We start from the raw sequence: 20,213 nt of genomic DNA, 5'->3' as shown, positions 1-20,213 counted from the left end.
GAAGAGCAACATCGGACACCTGGAGCCCGCCGCGGGCGTCGCCGGAGTCATCAAGGTGGTGCTGGCGATGCGGCACCGCACCCTGCCGAAGACGCTGCACCTCCAGACGCTCAACCCGCTGATCGACTTCACCGGCACGCCGTTCCGGCCCGTACGGGAGACGACCCCGTGGGCGCCCGCGGACGCCGACGGCGCGCCCGTGCCGCTGCGCGCGGGCGTCAGCTCCTTCGGCTTCGGCGGCGTCAACGCGCACGTCGTCCTGGAGGAGGCGCCCGCCGCGCCCCCGGCCCCGCCGCGGGACGACGCGGAAGAGGTGTTCCTGCTGTCGGCCAGGGACGAGGCCGCCCTGCGCCGGTACGCCGCCGCGATGGTGGAGTTCCTCGACGCGGACGCGGACGCGGACGCGGACCGCGGCATCGACGGCAGCGGTACGGACGTGCCCGCGGCGTCGCTCGCCTCCCTCGCGTACACCTCCCAGGTCGCCCGCGTCCCCATGGCCGCCCGGCTCGCCGTGGTCGCCCGCTCCACCCGCGAGCTGCGCGACCGGCTCGCCGGCCACCTCGCGGCCGGGCACGCTCCCGGCGGTACGGACGCCGACCACGCCTGGCTGTCCGAACCCGAGGGCGCCGAGTACCTCGCCCGGCTGGTCAGGGAGGGACGGCTCGACCGGCTCGCACGGCTCTGGGAGGACGGCGCCGACATCGACTGGGCCGCGCTGCGCACCGACCGGCCGCGGCCGGCGTCCATGCCGACCTATCCGTTCGCCCGTGAGCGGCACTGGCTCACGGCGCAGGACGCCACCGCGGGCGCGCCGGCCCCGCAGGACTCCGCACTGCTCCTGGTCAAGCGGTGGGAGCCGGCCCCGTCGGCCCCCGCCGAACTGCCCGCAGGAGTCCTGGTGCTGGCCCGCGCCGAGAACGAGTCCCTCGCCACGAAGGCCTTCGGACCCGCCGCCACGGTGGTCCGCACGGACGACGGCGACGAGGACGCCGCCCGGCGCATCGCGGAAGCGGCCCGGTCCGCGACGGCCGTCATCGACCTCGCCGACGTGTCGGACACGCCGCTCACCGCGCCGGAGCCCGACTGGGCGCGGATCGCGCTCCTGCGCGAACTGGTCACCGAGAACCGCACCCGTGGCTTCGCCTACCTCCACCTGACCCGGGGGCTCACCGCCTTCCGGACCGAGCGGCCCACCCTGCGCGGCGCCGCCTACGCGGGCCTCGTCCGGATGCTCACGGCCGAGTACCGCGGCCTGTCCGCACGCACCCTCGACGTCGACACCCTGGAGCCGGAAGCGCTGCGCGCGGCGGCCGCCGCCGAACTCGCGGCGACCGACCCGGTCACCGAGGCCTGCGTACGGGAGGGCGTACGGCACCGGCCGGTGCTGCGCCCCGCCGACGGGCCGCCCGCCTCCGCCGACTGGTCCGCGGACCTGGCCGGCCGGACCGTCGTGATCACCGGAGGGACCGGCGCGCTGGGCCGGCTGCTCGCGGCCCGGCTCGTCGAGCGGGGCGCCGACCGGCTCGTGCTCCTCGGCCGCACCCCGCTGCCCGCCCGGACCGAGTGGCCCGCGCTCCTCGCGGATCCCGGCACCGATCCGGCCCTCGCGGCGCGGCTGCGCGACCTCGCGGCCCTGGAACGCCCCGGAGTCCGGATCGAGGTCGAGACCGGCCCGCTGGACGGGATCGCCGAGGTGCTCGACCGCGCCCGGCGCGAGATGGGCCCGATCGTCGGCATCGTGCACTGCGCCGGACTCGGCGTCATGCGCGACCCGGCCTTCATCGGCAAGCGGACCGAGGACATGCGGCGGGTCCTGGAACCGAAGACCACGGGGCTCCGGGCCGTCCTGGACGGCTGCGCCGGCGACCCGCTGCGCTTCGTCGTGCTGTACTCGTCCGTCGCGGGCGGCGTGCCCGCGCTGGCCGCGGGCCTCAGCGACTACGCGCTGGCCAACTCCGTGCTGGACCGCGTCGCCGAGTACCGCACCGCCACCGGCGGTGACTCCGCCCCCGTCGTCCGGTCGCTGCAGTGGCCGAGCTGGCGAGCGGCCGGCATGCCCGAGGTCGACACCCCGGCCTACCGGGACCTCGGCCTGCGCACCCTCGCCCCGGAGGAGGGCCTGGACCTGCTGGACCGTGCCATGAGCGGCCCCGACCCGGTCGTGCTGCCCTGCGTCGTGGACGCCGGACGCTTCGACGCCGCCCGGCTGTCGGACGTGCCCGCGCCGGGTCGGCCGGACGGGACGGCGCCCGCGCCGGCTCCGTCGGCGGCCCCGCGCGGGGGACCGGCCGCGCACGGCCTCGTCCGCCGCGTGACCGGCGTCATCGCCTCGACGCTCCGGCTGGACCCCGATGCGATCGGAGGGGACGAGGACTTCGCCGACCTGGGCGTGGACTCGATCATGATCGCCCAGATCCTCGCCGCGCTGGAGCGGGAGCTCGGCGTCGTCGCGGAGCCCTCGACCATCCTGGAGAACCCGACCGTCGCCCTCCTCGCCGAGGCCCTGCGGGACCGGGTGCCGGACCTCGCGACCCCTTCGGAGGACGTCGCCCCGGCCGTCGCGCCCGCCGTCCCGCCGGCCCCGGCCGAGGCCACCGCTTCGGCCCCGGCCCCGGCCGAGGCCGTCGCGTCCGGCGCCCCCGTCGCCGGAGCGGCCGCGCGGCGCGAGGACATCGCCGTCATCGGCATCGCCGCCCACTTCCCCGGCGCCCCCGACCACGGGACGTTCTGGCGGAACCTGATGTCCGCGACGGACTCCGTCACGGAGGTGCCGCCCTCCCGCTGGGACAAGGACCGCTTCTGGCGGCCCGACCCGCGGCCCGGCACCACCGTCAGCAAGTGGGGCGGATTCCTCGACGCCATCGAGGACTTCGACCCGGAGCACTTCCGGATCGACCCGGCCGGGGCCGCACACGTCGACCCCCTGGTCCGGCAGGTCCTGGAGACCGGCGTGGAATGCCTGGCCGACGCCGGACTCACCCCCGAGGAGGTCGCGGGCCGCCGCGTGGGCGTCTTCGCGGGCGCCCGTGCGGCGAACTTCGGGGCGCACGTCGCCGCCGCCGGTCCGCACTCGATCAGCGGAATGGCGCAGAACTTCATCGCCGCGCAGCTGTCCCACCACCTCGACCTGCGAGGACCGTCCGTCGTCGTCGACACGGCCTGTTCCAGCGCGCTCGTCGCCGTCCACATGGCCGCCGCCGGCCTGCGGACCGGGGAGTGCGACCTGGCCTTCGCGACCGGGGTCGACATCCTCCTGGACGAGGTGCCCTTCGTCGGGATGAGCGGGGCGGGCGCCCTGTCGCCCACGGGGCGCTGCCACACGTTCGACGAGCGGGCCGACGGCATCGTCCTCGGCGAGGGCGCGGGCACGCTGCTGCTCAAGCGGCTGTCCGACGCCGTCCGCGACGGCGACCGGATCTACGCGGTGATCGAGGGCAGCGCCGTCAACAACGACGGCCGCACCATGGGGATCACGACGCCGAACCCGCGCGCCCAGCGCGAGGTGATCGAGGCGGCCCTGGCCGACGCCGGTGTCTCCCCGGCCCAGCTGGGCTACGTGGAGGCCCACGGCACCGGCACCATGATCGGCGACCCGATGGAACTGAAGGCGCTCACCGAGGCCTTCCGCGCCCGCACGGACGAGGTCGGCTTCTGCGGCGTGGGCAGCGTGAAGACCAACATCGGACACACCCTCAGCGCGGCCGGAATGGCCGGACTGATCAAGGTCCTGCTGTCGGTCCACCACGCCCAGCTGCCGCCGACGCTGCACTGCGCGACCCTCAACCGCCGTTTCCGCTTCGAGGAGTCGCCGCTGTTCCCCGTACGGGAGCCGCGCGGGTTCACGGGCCGCGACGGTACGCGCCGGGCCGCCGTCAGCTCCTTCGGGTTCGGAGGCACCAACGCCCACATGGTGGTGCGCCAGGCACCCGAAGCCCACGTCCCCGCGCGCGGACCGCTGGACCCGCCCCGCTACCGGCGGCGGCGCTTCTGGTTCGACCCGCCCGCGCACACCCCCGCACAACCGCCCGCGCGAACGCCCGCACCGGCCCCCGCGCCGTTCTTCGAGCTCGAGTTCTCCGCCGTGCCGGAAGGAAAGAAATGAACCCGTTGGACGGCCTGACCTGCTCCGTGGTGGTGCGCGGTACCGACCCGGTGCTGCGTGACCACCGCGTCCACGGCACGCGCATCCTGCCCGGAGTGTCGTTCCTCGACATGATCTACCGGATCCTGCGGGCCCGTGGCGTCGACACCTCCCGCGTGGAGCTGCGCCGCGTGCTGTTCCGCAACCCCGTGGCCGCCGGCCCGGACTTCGACACCGAGCTGCGGGTGGAGTTCACGGCGGACGCGGACGGCCACCGGGTCTCCGTCACCGGGACCCGCCGCCCCACGGGCGAGACCGAGCCGGTCCTCGACTGCCGGCTCCACCTGGACGTGCCCTTCCCGGCCGAGGCCGTCGACCTGTCCGCCCTGCGCGCGGGCACGCCCCGTACGGCCGACATGGCCGACCTCTACGCGCTCGTCCGCGGGACCGGCATCGAGCACGGGGATTTCATGCGTGCCCGGGGCACCCTGCACGTCGGCGACCGCGAGCTGCTCGCGGACCTGTCGCTGGGCCCGGAGGCCGCCGCGTACGCGGACTACTTCCACCTGCACCCGGCCGCGCTGGACTCCTCGACCCTGCTGCCGACGCAGTTCGCCACGACCGCGGTCGGCGGGGCGGCCCGGCCCTACATCCCGATGCTCATCGACTCCTTCCGGGCCCGGGGGCCGGTCGGGGCCCGCACCCTGGTGCACGCCACCCCGCCCCGCGCCACCGGCCCGGCCGGCGACCTGACCACCTGTGACCTGCGGTTCTTCGACCCGGACGGCGGCGTCCTGCTGTGGCTGCGGGGCCTGACCTCGAAGCGCGTCCGCGAGGAGGACGCCATCACCCGCCTGGACGGCTCCCCGCGCGCGGCGGAGCCGACCGGGACCGCACCGTCCGGGGCGGTGCCCGACGGGGAGACCACGGCGAGCCTGGTGCGCGGCCTGCTCGCCGAGCGGCTCGGCCGGGCCGGGTTCGACGAGGAGGCGGGCTTCTACGAGCTGGGCCTGGACTCGACGGCGCTGCTGGGCATCGCTGCCGACCTGGAGCGCGCGTACGGCACCGACTTCTCACCCACCCTGCTGTTCGAGCACAGCTCCTTCGACGCCCTGGTCGCGTACCTGGGCGCGTACGAACTGCCCGCGGCCGGGGCCCGCCGGCCCGTCGCGGCGCCGCAGGGGCAGGACGTGCGCGAGGACGTGCGCGAGGACGTGCCCGCCGAGGTGGTCTGGTTCGAGCCCCGCTGGCGCGACGCGCCGCTGCCTCCGCCTCCCGCTCCGGCACCGGCCTCCGTGCTGACCGTCGACGCGCGGACCGGGCGCGACTGGGCGGTGCTCCTCACCGGACACGACGCCTGCGACGTGCTCTGGACCCCGGCCGATCCGCAGGACGTCGAGGGCGAGGCCGTCGCCCTGACCGGCTTCGCCGCCGCCCTGCTGCGCCACCGGCGCGACCCCGTACGGATCGTCTGCCACCTGCCCCCGGGCGCGGCGGCCTCGGCGGTCGCGGGTCTGCTGCGCACGCTCCACCGGGAGCAGCCCGGCGTACGCGCCGCGGTGGTGTGCTCCCCGGAGCGTGCCGATGCCCTGGCCGAGCTCGCCGCGGGCGTGCCCGACGCGGAGGTGCGCTACGAAGCGGGCCGGCGTCTGGTGCGCGAGATCCTGCCCGCCCCGGCCCCGGACCACCCGGCCCGGCTGCGCGAACGGGGCGTGTACCTGATCACGGGCGGGCTCGGCGGCGTGGGCCTGTCCCTGGCCCGGCACCTGGCGCGGACCGTGCGGGCCCGGCTCGTGCTCTGCGGACGGACGGCCGCCGACTCCGCGGCGACCGCCGCGCTGAGCGCCGAACTGACCGCCCTCGGGGCCGAGGTGGAGACGGTCGGCGCGGACGTCTCCCGTGCCGAGGACGTGCGTCGCGTGGTCGACCGGGCGCTCTCCCGGTTCGGCGCGCTGGACGGGGTGGTGCACGCCGCCGGTGTGCTGCGCGACGGGCTGATCGCGGGCAAGAGCGCCGCGGACGTCCGCACCGTACTGGCGCCCAAGGTCACCGGTACCCGCCTGCTGTACGAGGCCACCCGGGGCCTGGGGCTGGACTTCCTCGTGCTCTGCTCGTCCACGGCCGCCGCCTGGGGGAACCAGGGCCAGGCCGACTACGCCTGCGCCAACGCCTTCCTCGACGGTTTCGCCGAGGGCAAGCCGGGGGTCGTGTCGATCGGGTGGCCCGGCTGGTCGGACGGAGGCATGCGGCTCGACGACCGCGCACTGCGCCGGATGGGCCTGAAGGCCATGGACACCCCGACCGCGGTGGACATCATGCTGCGGGCCGTCGGCAGCGGCCGGCCGCACCTGGTGGCCCTGGTGGGCTCGGCGGCCGAGATCACCGAACGGTTCGCCCCCGCCGTTCCGGCCGGGGCGGACATCGCCGGCACCGCCCCCGCGACCCCCCTGCCGGAGGCCCCCGACGGCACCGGTGACGAGGACGACGCGATCGCCGTCGTGGGGATCAGCGGCCGCTACCCGGGCGCCCGTACGCTCGACGAGTTCTGGGAGAACCTCAGGGCCGGACGCGACGGCATCACCGAGGTGCCCGCCGACCGCTGGGACCACCGTGCGATCCACAGCGACTCCAAGGGCGTGCCCGGACGCTCGTACGGCCGCTGGGGCGGATTCGTCGACGGCATCGACGAGTTCGACGCCGCCTTCTTCCACATCTCGCCCCATGAGGCCGCCGTCCTCGACCCGCAGGAGCGGCTGTTCCTCCAGGAGGCCTGGCACGCCTTCGAGGAGGCGGGACACGCCCCCTCCGCCTGGCGGGGCCGCGCCGTCGGCGTGTTCGCGGGCGTGATGTACAACCAGTACCAACTGTACGGCGTCCGTCGGGAACCGGGCCTCGTGCCCTCGTCGTTCAGCGCGTCGATCGCCAACCGCGTCTCCTACTTCCTCGACCTCAAGGGGCCGAGCGTCGCGCTCGACACCATGTGCTCCTCCTCGCTGACGGCGCTGCACCTGGCCGTCGGGGCGATCCGGCGGGGCGAGTGCGAGGCCGCCCTCGCGGGAGGCGTCAACCTGCACGTCCACCCCAACAAGTACCTGCTGCTCAGCCAGTCGTCCTTCCTCTCCACCGACGGCCGCTGCCGGGCCTTCGGCGAGGGCGGCGACGGCTACGTGCCCGGCGAGGGCGTCGGCGTGGTGCTGCTGAGGCCGCTGCGCGACGCGCTGCGCGACGGAGACCACGTACACGCCGTCATCCGCGGTACGTCCCTCAACCACGGCGGCCACACCGGTGGGTTCTCCGTGCCCGACCCGGCCTCCCAGGCCGCCCTCGTCCGCGACTCGCTCACCGCGGCGGGAGTGGACCCCGCCGGCCTCGGCTACCTGGAGGCCCACGGCACCGGCACCAGCCTGGGCGACCCGATCGAGGTCGCCGCCCTGGAGCGGGCCTTCGACGCCGTCGGCGCGGGCCCGGGACCCTGGCCCATCGGCTCCGTCAAGTCGAACATCGGCCACCTGGAGTCGGCGGCGGGCATCGCCGCCCTCACCAAGGTCGTCCTCCAGATGCGCCACCGCGAACTGGTGCCCTCCCTGCATGCCGAGCCGCTCAACCCGGCAGTGGACTGGGCCGGTTCGCGGTTCCGCGTGCAAGGGACCCTGGAACCCTGGAACCCGCCCGTGGACGCTCCGCTCACCGCGGCGATCAGCTCCTTCGGCGCGGGCGGCGCCAATGCCCACGTGGTGCTGGCCGAACACCCGCCCGCGCGGGGCCCGCGGGCCCCGGAGGCGGACCGCCCCCGGCTCTTCGTGCTCTCCGCGAAGGACGCCACCCGGCTCGACGAGACCGTGGCGCGACTGCTCGCGCACCTGGACCGGGCCGGCGGGGGCACGGACCCCGACGCCCTGGAACGCATCCTGACCGAGGCCGTGGGCTTCCCCGTCGATCCCGGTGAACCCTTCGCGGAACTCGGCCTCGACTACCCGCGCCTGGCCCGCCTCGCCCGGCGCGTCGAGGAGGAGTTCGGCGTCCGGCTCCACGTCGACGGCGGGACGACCCCGGCCGAGCTGACGCGCCGCCTCACCGGTACCGGCGGCGGCGTGGACCCGGCGGCGCTCGCCTTCACCCTCTGGTCCGGCCGCGACCACCTCGACGAGCGGCTCGCCGTCGTCGCCACGACGACGGCCGAGTTCGCCGACGCGCTCCGCACCGGTACGGGCTGCCACCGCGGACGCAGGCGCCGCTCCGCCGCCCCGGTCCACGGCGACGACCTGCGCGAGCTGGCTCCGGCCTGGGTCGAGGGCGCCGCGATCAGCCTGCCCGTGCCCGACCGGCCGCGGCGGCTCTCGCTGCCCGGCTACCCCTTCGCCCGCGAGCGCCACTGGGTCGACACCACCCCCGCCTCGACCAAGGGTTCGCCGGGCGCGGCCGAAGAGGTCGAACTGCCGGACGGACACGTGTTCGGCGAGCGGCTCTCCACGGCGGAGCAGCCCTGGCTGGCCGACCACACCGTGGACGGCGTCGTGCTGGTTCCCGGGACGTACTTCGTCGACCTGGCCCTACGGGCGGGAGCCCGGCTGCACTGCCCGCGGATCACCGAACTCGTCATCCACACGCCGCTGGCATCGGGCGAGGCCGACCTGCGCCTCGTGGCGGACCTCGCCCGGCCCGACGGCACGCGGGAGTTCCGGATCCACGCCCGCACCCGGGACGGCGGGTGGACGGGCCACGTCACCGGTGTCCTCGCCCCCGCACCCGAGGAGCCCCCGGCCGTCCCGGCCCTGCCCGGGGACGCCGAGGAGCTCGACGTCACCCGCCTCTACGAGACGCTCACGGGGTACGGGCCCGCCTTCCGGGGCCTGCGCCGCGCCTGGCGCACCGCCGACGCCGTCTTCGCGGAGGTCGCCGTACCCGACGGCGTCGCCGACGCCGGCCCCGGGGCGCCCGCGCTGCACCCCGTGCTCCTCGACGCCGCCCTGCACGCGGTGGCCCTCACCTCGGCCCTCGACGGGGACAGCCCCTACCTGCCGTTCGCCTGGTCGGGGGTACGCGTCCACGCCCCGGGGGCGACCGCCGCCCGGGTACGGGTGGTCCACCACCGGGCCGACGCGGTCGAGCTCCTCCTCACGGACCACACGGGCGCGCCCGTGGCCTCCGTCGACTCCGTGGTGCTGCGCCGGGCGGACGCCCCGGCCGAGCCGCTCCACCGGGTGGAGTGGCTGCCCGTCGAGACCCCCGAGCCGGTACCGGGGGCCCGCTACGCGGTCGTCGGCCCGGACCCGGAGGGGATCGGCGCCGCCCTGGAGGCCTCCGGGGCCCGGCTGGTGCGGGCCGCGGACCTCGACGCCCTGACGGACGTGCCGCCGGTGGTGGTCCTGCCCGTCCGGACCGCCCCGTCCGGCGTCGCCGACGGCGCCCCGGCCACCGCCCGCGCCCTCGCCACCGAGGTGCTCGGCCGGCTCCAGCAGTGGCTCGCCGACCGGCGGTTCGCGTCCGCGCGGCTGGTCCTCGTCACCACCGCCCCCGACCTGGCCTCGGCGACGGCCTGGGGACTGGTGCGCTCCGCCCAGTCCGAGCACCCCGGCCGCTTCGGCCTCGTGGACGCCGAGGACCTCGCGCCGCTGCACCGCGCGCTCGGCTCCGACGAGCCGCACCTGCGCCTGCTCGACGGCCGGGTGCTGGGAGCCCGGCTGGTCCGCGTACCCGCCACGGCGCAGGAGCCCGCACCGCGCCCGGTCGGTACCGTCCTGGTGACCGGTGCGAGCGGTGCCCTCGCCGGACCGGTGGTCCGTCACCTCGTGGAGCGGCACGGCGTACGCGACCTGCTGCTGGTCAGCCGTAGCGGCCGGGTCCCGGCCGGGCTGGCGGGGCTGGACGCCCGGGTCGAGGCGGCCGCCTGTGACGTGGCCGACCGCGCCGCCCTGGAGACCCTGCTGGCCGGCCGCCGGGTGACCATGGCCGTACACGCCGCAGGCGTACTCGACGACGGGGTGGTCACCGCCCTCGACGCGGAGCGCCTGGAGCGGGTGCTGCGGCCCAAGACCGAAGGCGCGGCCCACCTCGCCGAACTGCTGCCCGAGGCCGAACTGGTGCTGTTCTCCTCGGTGGCGGGCGTACTGGGCGGACCGGGCCAGGGCAACTACGCCGCCGCCAACGCCTTCCTCGACGCCCTCGCCCGGCAGCGCGCCGCCTCCGGCCGCCGGGCCGTTTCCGTGGCCTGGGGGCCGTGGGCGCTCGACGAGGGCATGGCCGCCGACCGGGACCGCCTGGCCCGCGGCGGCATCGAGCCGCTTCCCACCGAGGCGGCCCTCGGCCTGCTCGACGCGGCCCTCGCCGGCCCGCAGCCGGCGGTCACCGTCCTGCGGCTCGGGCGCGGTCCGGCCGCCGTCGTACCGCACGTGCTGCGCAGCCTGGTGCGCACCGCGGCGGCAGCTCCCGCCGCCGACCCGGGCCTGGCCGGCCTCGGTCCCGACGAGCGGCGCGCCAGGCTGTCGGCGCTGGTCCGGGGACAGGCCGCGGCCGTCCTCGGCTACGCGGACCCCACCATGATCGAATCCGACCGGTCCTTCCAGGAACTCGGCTTCGACTCGCTGAGCTCCATCGAGTTCCGCAACCGGCTGGGCACGGCTGTCGGCCTCTCGCTGGAGGCCACGCTCGTCTTCGACCACCCCACCCCGGCCGATCTGGTCACCCACCTCGACGAGCGGTTCGCCGGCGCGTCCGGGGCGACCGACCTGCCGACCCTGTTCGCGGCCTTCGACCGCCTGGCCGCCGCCCTCACGGCGGCGGCCACGGACGACGTGTCCCGCGACCGCACCGCGGAACGCGTCCGCGGCCTGCTCGACCACCTGACACCCCACACCGCGACGGAACCCGTCACCGCGTTCGCCTCGGCGACCGACGACGAGGTCTTCGCCCTGATCGACGCCGAGCTCGGCAGCCCGCTGCCGGGACTGGAGGAACGCTCCCGATGACCAACGAGGACAAGCTCCGCGACTACCTGCGCCGGGTGACCGCGGAACTGCAGTCGACGCGGCAGCGGCTGCGCGACGTGGAGGAGCGTTCCGCCGGACCGGTCGCCATCGTCGGCATGGCCTGCCACTACCCGGGCGGCGTCGAGTCCCCCGACGACCTGTGGTCACTCGTCGCCGAGGGCCGGGACGGGATCACGCCCTTCCCCGGCGACCGGGGCTGGGACCTGGACACGCTCCACCACCCCGACCCCGACCACCCGGGCACGACCACCGTCCGCGAGGGCGGATTCCTGCACGGCGCCGCCCGGTTCGACGCGGGATTCTTCGGGATCTCGCCCAAGGAGGCACTCCACACCGACCCCCAGCAGCGGCTGATCCTCCAGACCTCCTGGGAGGCCGTCGAACGCGCCGGCCTGGACCCGAGCTCGCTGCGCGACAGCCGCACCGGCGTGTTCACCGGCGTCATGCACCACGACTACCCGGGCGCCCAGGGCGCCGGCAGCGTCGTCTCCGGCCGCGTCGCCTACCAGCTGGGCCTGCGCGGCCCCGCCGTCACGGTGGACACCGCCTGCTCCTCGTCGCTCGTCGCCCTGCACCTGGCCGTCCGGTCCCTGCGCCGCGGCGAGTGCGACATGGCCCTCGTCGGAGGGGCCACGGTGATGGCCACCCCCGCCGCCTTCGTGGAGTTCAGCCGCCAGCGCGGCCTGGCCCCCGACGGCCGCTGCAAACCCTTCGCCGCCGGGGCGGACGGCACCGCATGGGCCGAAGGCGCCGGCGTCGTCGTCGTCGAACGCCTCGCGACCGCCCTGGCCGCCGGCCGCCGCGTACTCGCCGTGGTCCGGGGCACCGCCGTCAACTCCGACGGCGCCAGCAACGGCCTCACCGCACCCAACGGCCCCGCCCAGCAGCGCGTCATCCGCGAGGCCCTCGTCGACGCCGGCCTGACTCCCCAGCAGGTCGACGCGGTGGAGGCACACGGCACCGGCACCCCCCTCGGGGACCCGGTGGAGGCCCAGGCCGTGTTCGCCGCCTACGGCAGGGAGCGCACCCGGGCGCTGCGTCTGGGATCGGTCAAGTCCAACATCGGGCACACCCAGGCCGCCGCGGGCGTCGCAGGGATCGTCAAGATGGTCATGGCCATGCGGCACGGGGTACTGCCCCGGACCCTGCACCTCGACTCCCCGACCCCGTACGTGGACTGGTCGGCGGGCGGCGTGGAACTCCTCACCGAGGACGCGCCCTGGCCCGCCGGGACGGAACCCCGCCGGGCGGCCGTGTCCTCCTTCGGGGTCAGCGGCACCAACGCCCACGTGATCCTCGAGGAACCTCCCGCACCGGTGGACGACCGGGCCGCCCAACGGCCCGACGACCGGTGGGCGGACGCGGCGAGCGCCGAGGGCCCCGCGACGCCGCCCGCCGGGCCCGGCCCCCTGGCCTGGACCCTGTCCGCCCGCTCCGACGCCGCACTGCGCGCCCAGGCCGCCACCCTCACCGCCTTCCTGACCGGGCACCCGCGGGAACCGCGCCCCGAGGACGTGGCCCTCTCCCTGGCCACCACCCGCGCCTCTCACGAGCACCGCGCGGTCGTCCTCGGCGGTGACCGGACCGAACTCCTCGCCGCACTGGACGACCTGGCCGCCGGCCGGCTCTCGCCCACCGTCGTCGAAGGGACCACCGGGCCGAGCGGCGGCGTCGCCTTCCTCTTCCCCGGCCAGGGCTCGCAGTGGCGGGGCATGGCCGTACGCCTGCTGGACACCAACGCGGTGTTCCGGGAACGGATGGCCGAGTGCGAGCGCGCCCTGGCCCCCCACGTGGACTTCGAGCTGACCGCCGTCCTGCGCGGCGAACAGGAGCTGGACCGGGTCGACGTCGTCCAGCCCGCCCTGTTCGCCGTCATGGTCTCCCTCGCCGAGGTGTGGCGCTCCCTCGGCGTTCACCCGGCCGCCGTCGCCGGGCACAGCCAGGGCGAGATCGCCGCCGCCTGCGTGGCCGGCGCCCTCACCCTCCAGGACGCCGCCCGCGTCGTCGCCCTGCGCAGCCGCGCCCTGACCACCCTTTCGGGCCGCGGCGGCATGGTGTCCCTCGCGCTGCCCGCCGACGAGGCACGCGACCGGCTCCGCCGCTGGGACGGCAGGCTGTCGCTGGCCGCCGTCAACGGCGCGGCCTCCGTGGTCGTCTCCGGCGACACCGACGCCCTCGACGAACTCCTCGCCGCCTGCGACGAGGACGGCGTACGGGCCCGGCGCGTCGACGTGGACTACGCCTCGCACAGCGCGCACGTGGAAGGCGTCCGCGCACAGGTCCTGGAGGCCCTCGCCGCCGTCAGGCCGCTCGCCCCCGAAATCCCCTTCTTCTCCTCGGTGGAAGGCCGCTGGATCGAGGCCGCCGACGCCTTCGACGCCGACTACTGGTACCGGAACCTGCGCGAGACCGTCCGCTTCGACGAGGCGGTCACCGCCCTCGTCCGGCGCGACTGCACCATCCTGCTGGAGGTCAGCCCCCACCCGGTGATCACGACCGGCGCACAGGAGACCGTCGACGCGCTCGGCACCGACACCGCCCTCGCCCACACCCTGCGCCGCGACGAAGGCGGCCCCGAGCAACTGCTGCACGCCCTCGCCCGGCTGTACGTGAAGGGCGTGCGCCCCGACTGGTCCGTGCTCTGGCCCGAAGCCCGCCGGATCGACCTGCCCACCACCACCTTCCTCACCGAGCCGTACTGGCTGCGCCCCGGCCCCGGTGCCGGCGGCGCCGGCGCCCTGGGCCTCGACGAGGTCGACCACCCCGTCCTGCGCGCCGCCCTGCCCGCCGCCGAGGGCCTGGTGCTCACCGGCCGACTCGGCACGGCCGCCCAGCCCTGGCTCGCCGACCACACGGTCGAAGGACAGGTGGTCCTGCCGGGGGCGGCCCTTGCGGAGCTCGCCTCCCGGGCGGCGGACGAGGCCGGCTGCGCCGCCGTCGACCAGCTCACCCTGCTGACACCCGTCCTCCTCCCCGACGAGGGCGACATCCGGCTGCGCGTGGACGTCACGGCCCCGGCCGCGGACGGCTCGTGCGGACTGACCCTGCACACCCTCACCGGGGCGGGCCACTGGACCACGCACGCCACCGGCGTGCTCCGGCCCGACGCGGCCGAACCGGTCCCCGCCACCACCGAGTGGCCGCCGCCCGGAGCCGAACCCCAGGACGTCGAAGCCCTCTACGCGACCCTGGAGGACGCCGGGCTGAGCTACGGCCCGGCCTTCCGCGGCCTGCGGGCGCTGTGGCGGGGACGTGACGGAGACCTCCACGCCGAGGTCGCACTGCCCGACGCCGACCAAGCCGGCGCGTTCACCCTCCACCCGGCCCTGCTCGACGCGTGCCTGCACCCCGTCGCCCTCGGCGGGTTCCTCACCACGGGAGACGGTCGCCGCCCCGCGCTGCCCTTCGAATGGCAGGGCCTGCGCTTCCACGCCGCGGGTGCCGACACCGTGCGCGTGACCCTGTCCGCCGCGGGCCCCGACGCCGTCCGCCTCACCCTCACCGACACCACCGGGGCACCCGTCGCCTCGGTCGACACCCTCGTGCTCCGCGAGCTTCCGGCGGGCGCCCTCGGCCGCCCGGACCGGGGCGACCTGCTGCGCCCCGAACCGGTGACCCGGGCCCTGCCCGGCGGCGGGCACGAGGACTACGCCGTACGCGACCCGGAACTCTCCCGGCAGCTGGGGAAGCAGCCCACCCAGGACCCCGCGCGCCACGTCCTGGTGCCCGCTCCGGCCGGCGAGCCCGCAGAGGCCGTGCGCGCCGCGCTCACCCTCGTCCACGACTGGCTGGCGGACGAGAGCCGCACGGACTCCACGCTCGTCCTCGTCACCCGCCGGGTCCACCACGACGTGGCGGAGGCCGCCGTCGCGGGCCTCGTACGGTCCGCCCAGCTCGAACACCCCGGCAGCTTCCGGCTGCTGGACCTGGCCGACCTCGACGAGACCACCCTCGCCGCGATCCCCGCCGCCCTCGCCACGGACGAGCCCCAGCTCACCCTGACCTCCGGGACCGCGACCGCGCCCCGGCTGGTCCGCGCCCTCCCCGCACCGGCGAGGACCGGCGAGCTCGGCAGGACCCTGGTGACCGGTGCCTCCGGCACCCTGGGGCAGCTCGTCGCCCGGCACCTCGTCCACGCACACGGCGTACGCGACCTGGTGCTGGCCGGCCGACGAGGCTCCCGGGCACCCGGCATGGCCGCCCTCCTCGAGGAACTGACCGGGGCCGGAGCACAGGTCCGGGCCGTCGCCTGCGACGTCACCGACCGCGCCGCTCTCGCCGTACTGGCCGGCGGAGCCTCCTTCACGACCGTCGTCCACGCCGCCGGCGTCCTCGACGACGGCCTGGTGACCGGACTGACACCCGAACGCCTCGACCGCGTGCTCGGGGCGAAGCTCGACTCCGCGCTCCACCTCCACGAACTGCTGCCCCAGGCACGCCTGGTGCTGTTCTCCTCGGCCGTGGGCATCCTCGGCGGCCTCGGCCAGGCCAACTACGCCGCCGCCAACGCCGGCCTCGACGCCCTGGCCCGCCACCGCCATGCCGAGGGCCTGCCCGGGATCTCCCTGGCCTGGGGCCTGTGGGACGCCACCAGCGGCATGACGGACGGCGTCGACCGGGCCCGCCTGGGCCGTTCCGGCTTCCACCCGCTCCCGACCGCGGACGCCCTCGCCGCCCTCGACGCCGCCCTGGCCTCGGACGAGCCGGTGCTCGCCCCGATCAGGCTGGACCCCGGCGCCCTGCGGGCACAGGGAGAGGACGTCCCCGCGCCGCTGCGCGACCTGTCCGGGAAGCCGGCGCGCCGCAACGCCGCCCCCGGGGGCGCCGCCGCCGTCTCCGAACTGGCCGCCCGCCTCGCCGGTAAGACCGGCCCCGACCGCCTGCGCACGCTGCTCGACCTGGTCGTCGGGCACACCGCCACCGTCCTCGGACACGCCTCGCCGGAGGCGGTCGACCCCGGCCGGGCCTTCAAGGACGCCGGCTTCGGCTCGCTCGCCGCCGTCGAACTGCGCAACCGGCTCGCCGGAGCCACGGGCCTGCGCCTGCCGGCCACCCTGGTGTTCAGCCACCCCAACCCCGCGGCGGTCGCCCGCCACCTGGACGAACTCCTCGCGGGGGCCCCGGCGGCCGCTCCCGCGGTCCGCGCCCCGGCCGCCGACGCGGACGACCCCGTCGTCCTCGTCGGCCTCGGATGCCGGCTCCCCGGCGGCGTCCGCACACCCGACGACCTCTGGGAGATGCTGGTCTCCGAACGCGACGGCATCGGCCCGTTCCCCGACGACCGGGGCTGGCCCCTGGAGCGCCTCCACGACCCCGACCCGGCCGCCCCCGGCACCACCTACACCCGGCACGGCGGCTTCATGGCCGACGCGACCGACTTCGACGCCGCCTTCTTCGGGGTGGCGCCCCGCGAGGCCGTCGCGATGGACCCGCAGCAGCGGATCCTGCTGGAAACCGTCTGGGAGGCCTGCGAGGACGCCGGCATCGACCCGGCCTCGCTGCGCGGCACCCGGACCGGCGTGTTCGTGGGCGCCATGTACCAGGACTACGGCCGCCTCCTGGAGAACGCGGCCGCCGAGGGCTTCCTCGCCCCGGGCGTCGGCGGCGGCGTCCTGTCCGGACGGGTCGCCTACACCTACGGGCTGGAAGGCCCGACCGTCACCGTCGACACGGCCTGCTCCTCTTCGCTGACCGCCCTGCACCTCGCCGCCCAGGCGGTACGGGCGGGGGAGTGCGACCTCGCGCTCGCCGGCGGAGTGACCGTGCTGTCCACACCGGTGCCCTTCGTCGAGTTCAGCCGCCAGCGCGGACTGGCCGCCGACGGACGGTGCAAGCCCTTCGCCGCCGCGGCCGACGGCACCGCACTGGGCGAGGGCGCCGGAGTGGTGCTCGTCGAACGCCTCTCCAGGGCCCGCGCCCGGGGCCACGAGGTGCTGGCCGTACTGCGCGGCAGCGCCCTCAACTCCGACGGCGCCAGCAACGGCCTCACCGCCCCCAACGGCGCAGCCCAGGAGAAGGTCATGCGCGCGGCCCTCGCCGCGGCCGGCCTGCTCCCCGCCGACGTCGCCGCCGTGGAGGCGCACGGCACCGGCACGGCACTGGGCGACCCCATCGAGGCGCAGGCACTCCTCGCGGTCTACGGCCAGGACCGGCCGGCCCCACTGCTGCTCGGCTCGCTCAAGTCCAACGTGGGCCACGTCCAGGCGGCCGCCGGCATCGCGGGAGTGATCAAGGCGGTCCTGTCCATCCGCAACGGCCTGCTGCCCCGCAGCCTGCACATCGACGAGCCCTCCCCGCACGTCGACTGGACCGCCGGCGACATCGCCCTCCTGGACCGGGCGCGCCCATGGCCCGAGGAGACCGGGCCGCGCCGCATGGGAGTCTCCTCCTTCGGCATCAGCGGCACCAACGTGCACGTGCTGATCGAGCAGGCACCGAGCCCCGAGGACACCCCGGAGCCGCTGCCCGCCCTGAACGGCGTGCCCTGGCTGCTGTCGGCGCGCTCCGAGCAGGCCCTGCGCGGACAGGCCCGGCGACTGCTGGAATCGGACACCTCCGACCTCCCCGCCGTGGCGCGGGCCCTGTCCACCACCCGGGCCGCCCACCGCCACCGGGCCATGGTGACCGGCGCCGACGCACAGCAGCGGCGCGCCGCCCTCACGGCCCTGGCGTCCGACGGCACGGCCGACGGCCTGCGCCGGGCGCGCGCCACCGGGCAGCGGCTCACCCTGCTCTTCACCGGGCAGGGCAGCCAGCTCCCCGCGATGGGAAGGGGCTTGTACGAGACCTTCCCCGTCTACGCGCAGGCCTTCGACGAGGTGTCCGCCCACTTCCGGCTCGACACCCCCCTGCGCGAAGCGGTCTTCGAGCGGGAGGACCTGCTGGACCGCACCGTCTACACCCAGCCGGCCCTCTTCACCCTCCAAATGGCCCAGTTCCGGCTGCTGTCGAGCTGGGGCGTCACCCCCGACCTCCTGATCGGGCACTCCATCGGCGAGCTCTCGGCGGCCTGCGTCTCGGGCCTGCTGCCCCTCGCCGACGCCGCCGCCCTCGTCGCCGCCCGCGGCCGGGTCCTCGGCGAACTGCCCGCGGGCGGAGCCATGGTGGCCGTACGGGCGACAGAGGAGGAAGTCCTCGCCGTCCTGGAGGGCCGCACCGACCGCGTGGGCGTCGCCGCCGTCAACGGACCCCGTTCGGTCGTCCTGTCCGGGGACGAGGAGGAGGTCCTCGCCGCGGCCCGGGAACTCTCGGAGCGCGGCCACCGCACGCGGAGGCTGCGTGTGGACGTCGCCTTCCACTCGCCCCGCGTGGAACCGGCGCTCGCCGAGTTCCGGGCCGCCGCCGCCGGGATCCGCTTCGGACGGCCCGGGATCCCGGTCGTCTCCACCGTCCGCACCTCCCACGCCATGGACACCCCCGACTACTGGGTGGACCAACTACGCAGCCCCGTGCGCTTCTTCGACGCCGTCCGCGAGGCCCACGGGAACGGAGCCACGGCCTTCCTGGAACTGGGGCCCGACACCGTTCTCGCGCCGGCCGTCGAAGCGTGCCTGCCCGGCCACCCGGTGCGCCCCGTCTCGCTGCTGCGCCGCGACCGCGACGACGTGCGCACCGCCGTCGAGGCCCTGGGGGTCCTGCACACCCACGGAACGGAGGCCGACTGGGCGGCCGTCCACGCCGGGCGGCCGACGACCCCGGTGCGGCTCCCGAAGTACGCCTTCCAGGACCGCCGTTACTGGCCCGAGCCGGCCGCCGTGGCGCAGGCCGCGCCCGCGCCCGCACCCGTGACGGAGGCGGGGGAGCGGGCGCCCGCGCTCGGTCCCTTCTGGTCGGCCGTCGAGAGCTCCGACCTCGGCGCCGCCCTCGATCTGCTGGACCTGCGGGGCGACGAGACACCGGCCCAGGTGCTCGACGCCCTCGGCCGGCTGCGCTCCGGAGCGGCGGCGCCGGTCCTGGAGGGGGCGCGGTGGAAGCGGGTGCCGGACGGCCCCGCCCCCGAACTCGCGCACGACGTCCTGCTGCTCGCCCCCTCCGCGGGCGACGAGAACCTGGCCGATGCGGTCGCGGGCGCCCTGGTCCGGCACGGGGCCCGGGTCCGCTCGGGCGGCGCCCGGCGCCCGGACCTCGTGGTGGCCCTGCCCGGGACCGAACCGGTCGCCGAGCCGGGGGTGCCCCGGTGGGCACTCGTCGACGGCGGCGGTGCGGTGCCCGCCTGCGACCACGCCGTGACCCTCCCGAAGGAGTTCGACGCGCCCGCGCGCAGCCGCCTGTGCGCGGCCGTCGCCGGGGGTTACCGGGAGACCCGGATCGAGCCGGACGGCATGTTCGTGCGCGCCTACGAGCCGCTGGGCCGGACCGGCGCGTGGCGTCCCGAGGGGGACGTCCTGGTGGCCGGCCCGGCGGACGCGCTCACCGCGGCGACCGTCGACGCCGTGCTCGGGTCGGGGGCGCGCTGCCTGGTCGCCGGCGGTGCCGACCGCCCGCCTGGCGCCCTGGAGCTCGGAGACGCGGAGGGGACCGTACGGATCGCGGCGGCGATCGTCCGGGCCGGCAGCGGGTTCGAGGACGTGGCGGCGCCACTGGTGGCCGTCGTGTCCGTGGGGGAGACCGCGCGGGAAGCGGGAGCCTCGCTCGCCGTGGCGGTCCACCCCGACCTCGACCCGAGGGCCGCGGTGAGCGGGCTGTGGCGGGCCATGTCCACCGACGAGACGGCCGTACGCCTCCTGGACGCCGCACACGCGACGCGAACCGCGCCGGCCGCGGAGCCCGGGGAGCCCGGGGAGCCCACGGAAGAGGCGACGGACCTCACACCGGAGCCGGAGCCCCGGCCCGACGGTCCGCAGCCTCAGGACTCCGAACTCCGGACCACCCTTGCGGGACTCCCCCGCGCGGAGTGGGGGGAGGCCGTGCTCGGCGGTGTGCGGGGCCTCGCGGCCGCTGTGCTCGGGTACGGGTCCGCGTCCGAGATCGACGCCGAGAGCGAGTTCTTCGACATGGGTCTGACCTCGGTCACCGCGCTCGAACTGCGCGATCACCTCACCCGGTTGACCGGCTTGGAGTGGCCCGCGGACCTCCTCTACGAGTGCCCGACACCGCAGGTGCTGGCCGACCTCGTGGTCGAGCACCTGAGCGCGTCCCCTGCCTGA

3 protein-coding genes (1 of these 3 cut by a window edge) are annotated in these 20,213 nt (G+C 76.3%); all 3 read left to right on the top strand.

From position 1 onward, the window contains the following. Tightly spaced (each overlapping or abutting the next), the 3 genes in view from ACIP5O_RS23265 to ACIP5O_RS23255 form a layout consistent with a single transcriptional unit that may run on beyond the window. Positions 1-4,102, top strand: partial view of an SDR family NAD(P)-dependent oxidoreductase gene (locus ACIP5O_RS23265; RefSeq protein ID WP_401296303.1) — the final stretch only. It extends 15,419 nt beyond the left edge of the window; the window shows 4,102 of its 19,521 coding nt (coding positions 15,420-19,521); its start codon lies off the left edge, out of view; its stop codon occupies positions 4,100-4,102. Next, positions 4,099-11,046: an SDR family NAD(P)-dependent oxidoreductase gene (locus ACIP5O_RS23260; RefSeq protein WP_401296301.1), complete on the top strand. Its 6,948-nt coding sequence runs from the start codon at positions 4,099-4,101 to the stop codon at positions 11,044-11,046. The genes ACIP5O_RS23265 and ACIP5O_RS23260 overlap by 4 nt, the downstream gene beginning before the upstream one ends. After that, positions 11,043-20,213: a type I polyketide synthase gene (locus tag ACIP5O_RS23255; RefSeq protein ID WP_401296299.1), complete on the top strand. Its 9,171-nt coding sequence runs from the start codon at positions 11,043-11,045 to the stop codon at positions 20,211-20,213. The genes ACIP5O_RS23260 and ACIP5O_RS23255 overlap by 4 nt, the downstream gene beginning before the upstream one ends.

The organism is Streptomyces sp. NPDC088915 (assembly GCF_044749825.1).
In the GTDB taxonomy this organism is placed as follows: domain Bacteria; phylum Actinomycetota; class Actinomycetes; order Streptomycetales; family Streptomycetaceae; genus Streptomyces.
This window is presented reverse-complemented; position numbering and strand designations above follow the sequence as displayed.

Excerpts from the sequence above, each read along its gene's own strand:
- ACIP5O_RS23260 (WP_401296301.1), top strand. The coding sequence starts at position 4,099 with ATGAACCCGTTGGACGGCCTGACCTGCTCCGTGGTGGTGCGCGGTACC.
- ACIP5O_RS23255 (WP_401296299.1), top strand. The coding sequence starts at position 11,043 with ATGACCAACGAGGACAAGCTCCGCGACTACCTGCGCCGGGTGACCGCG.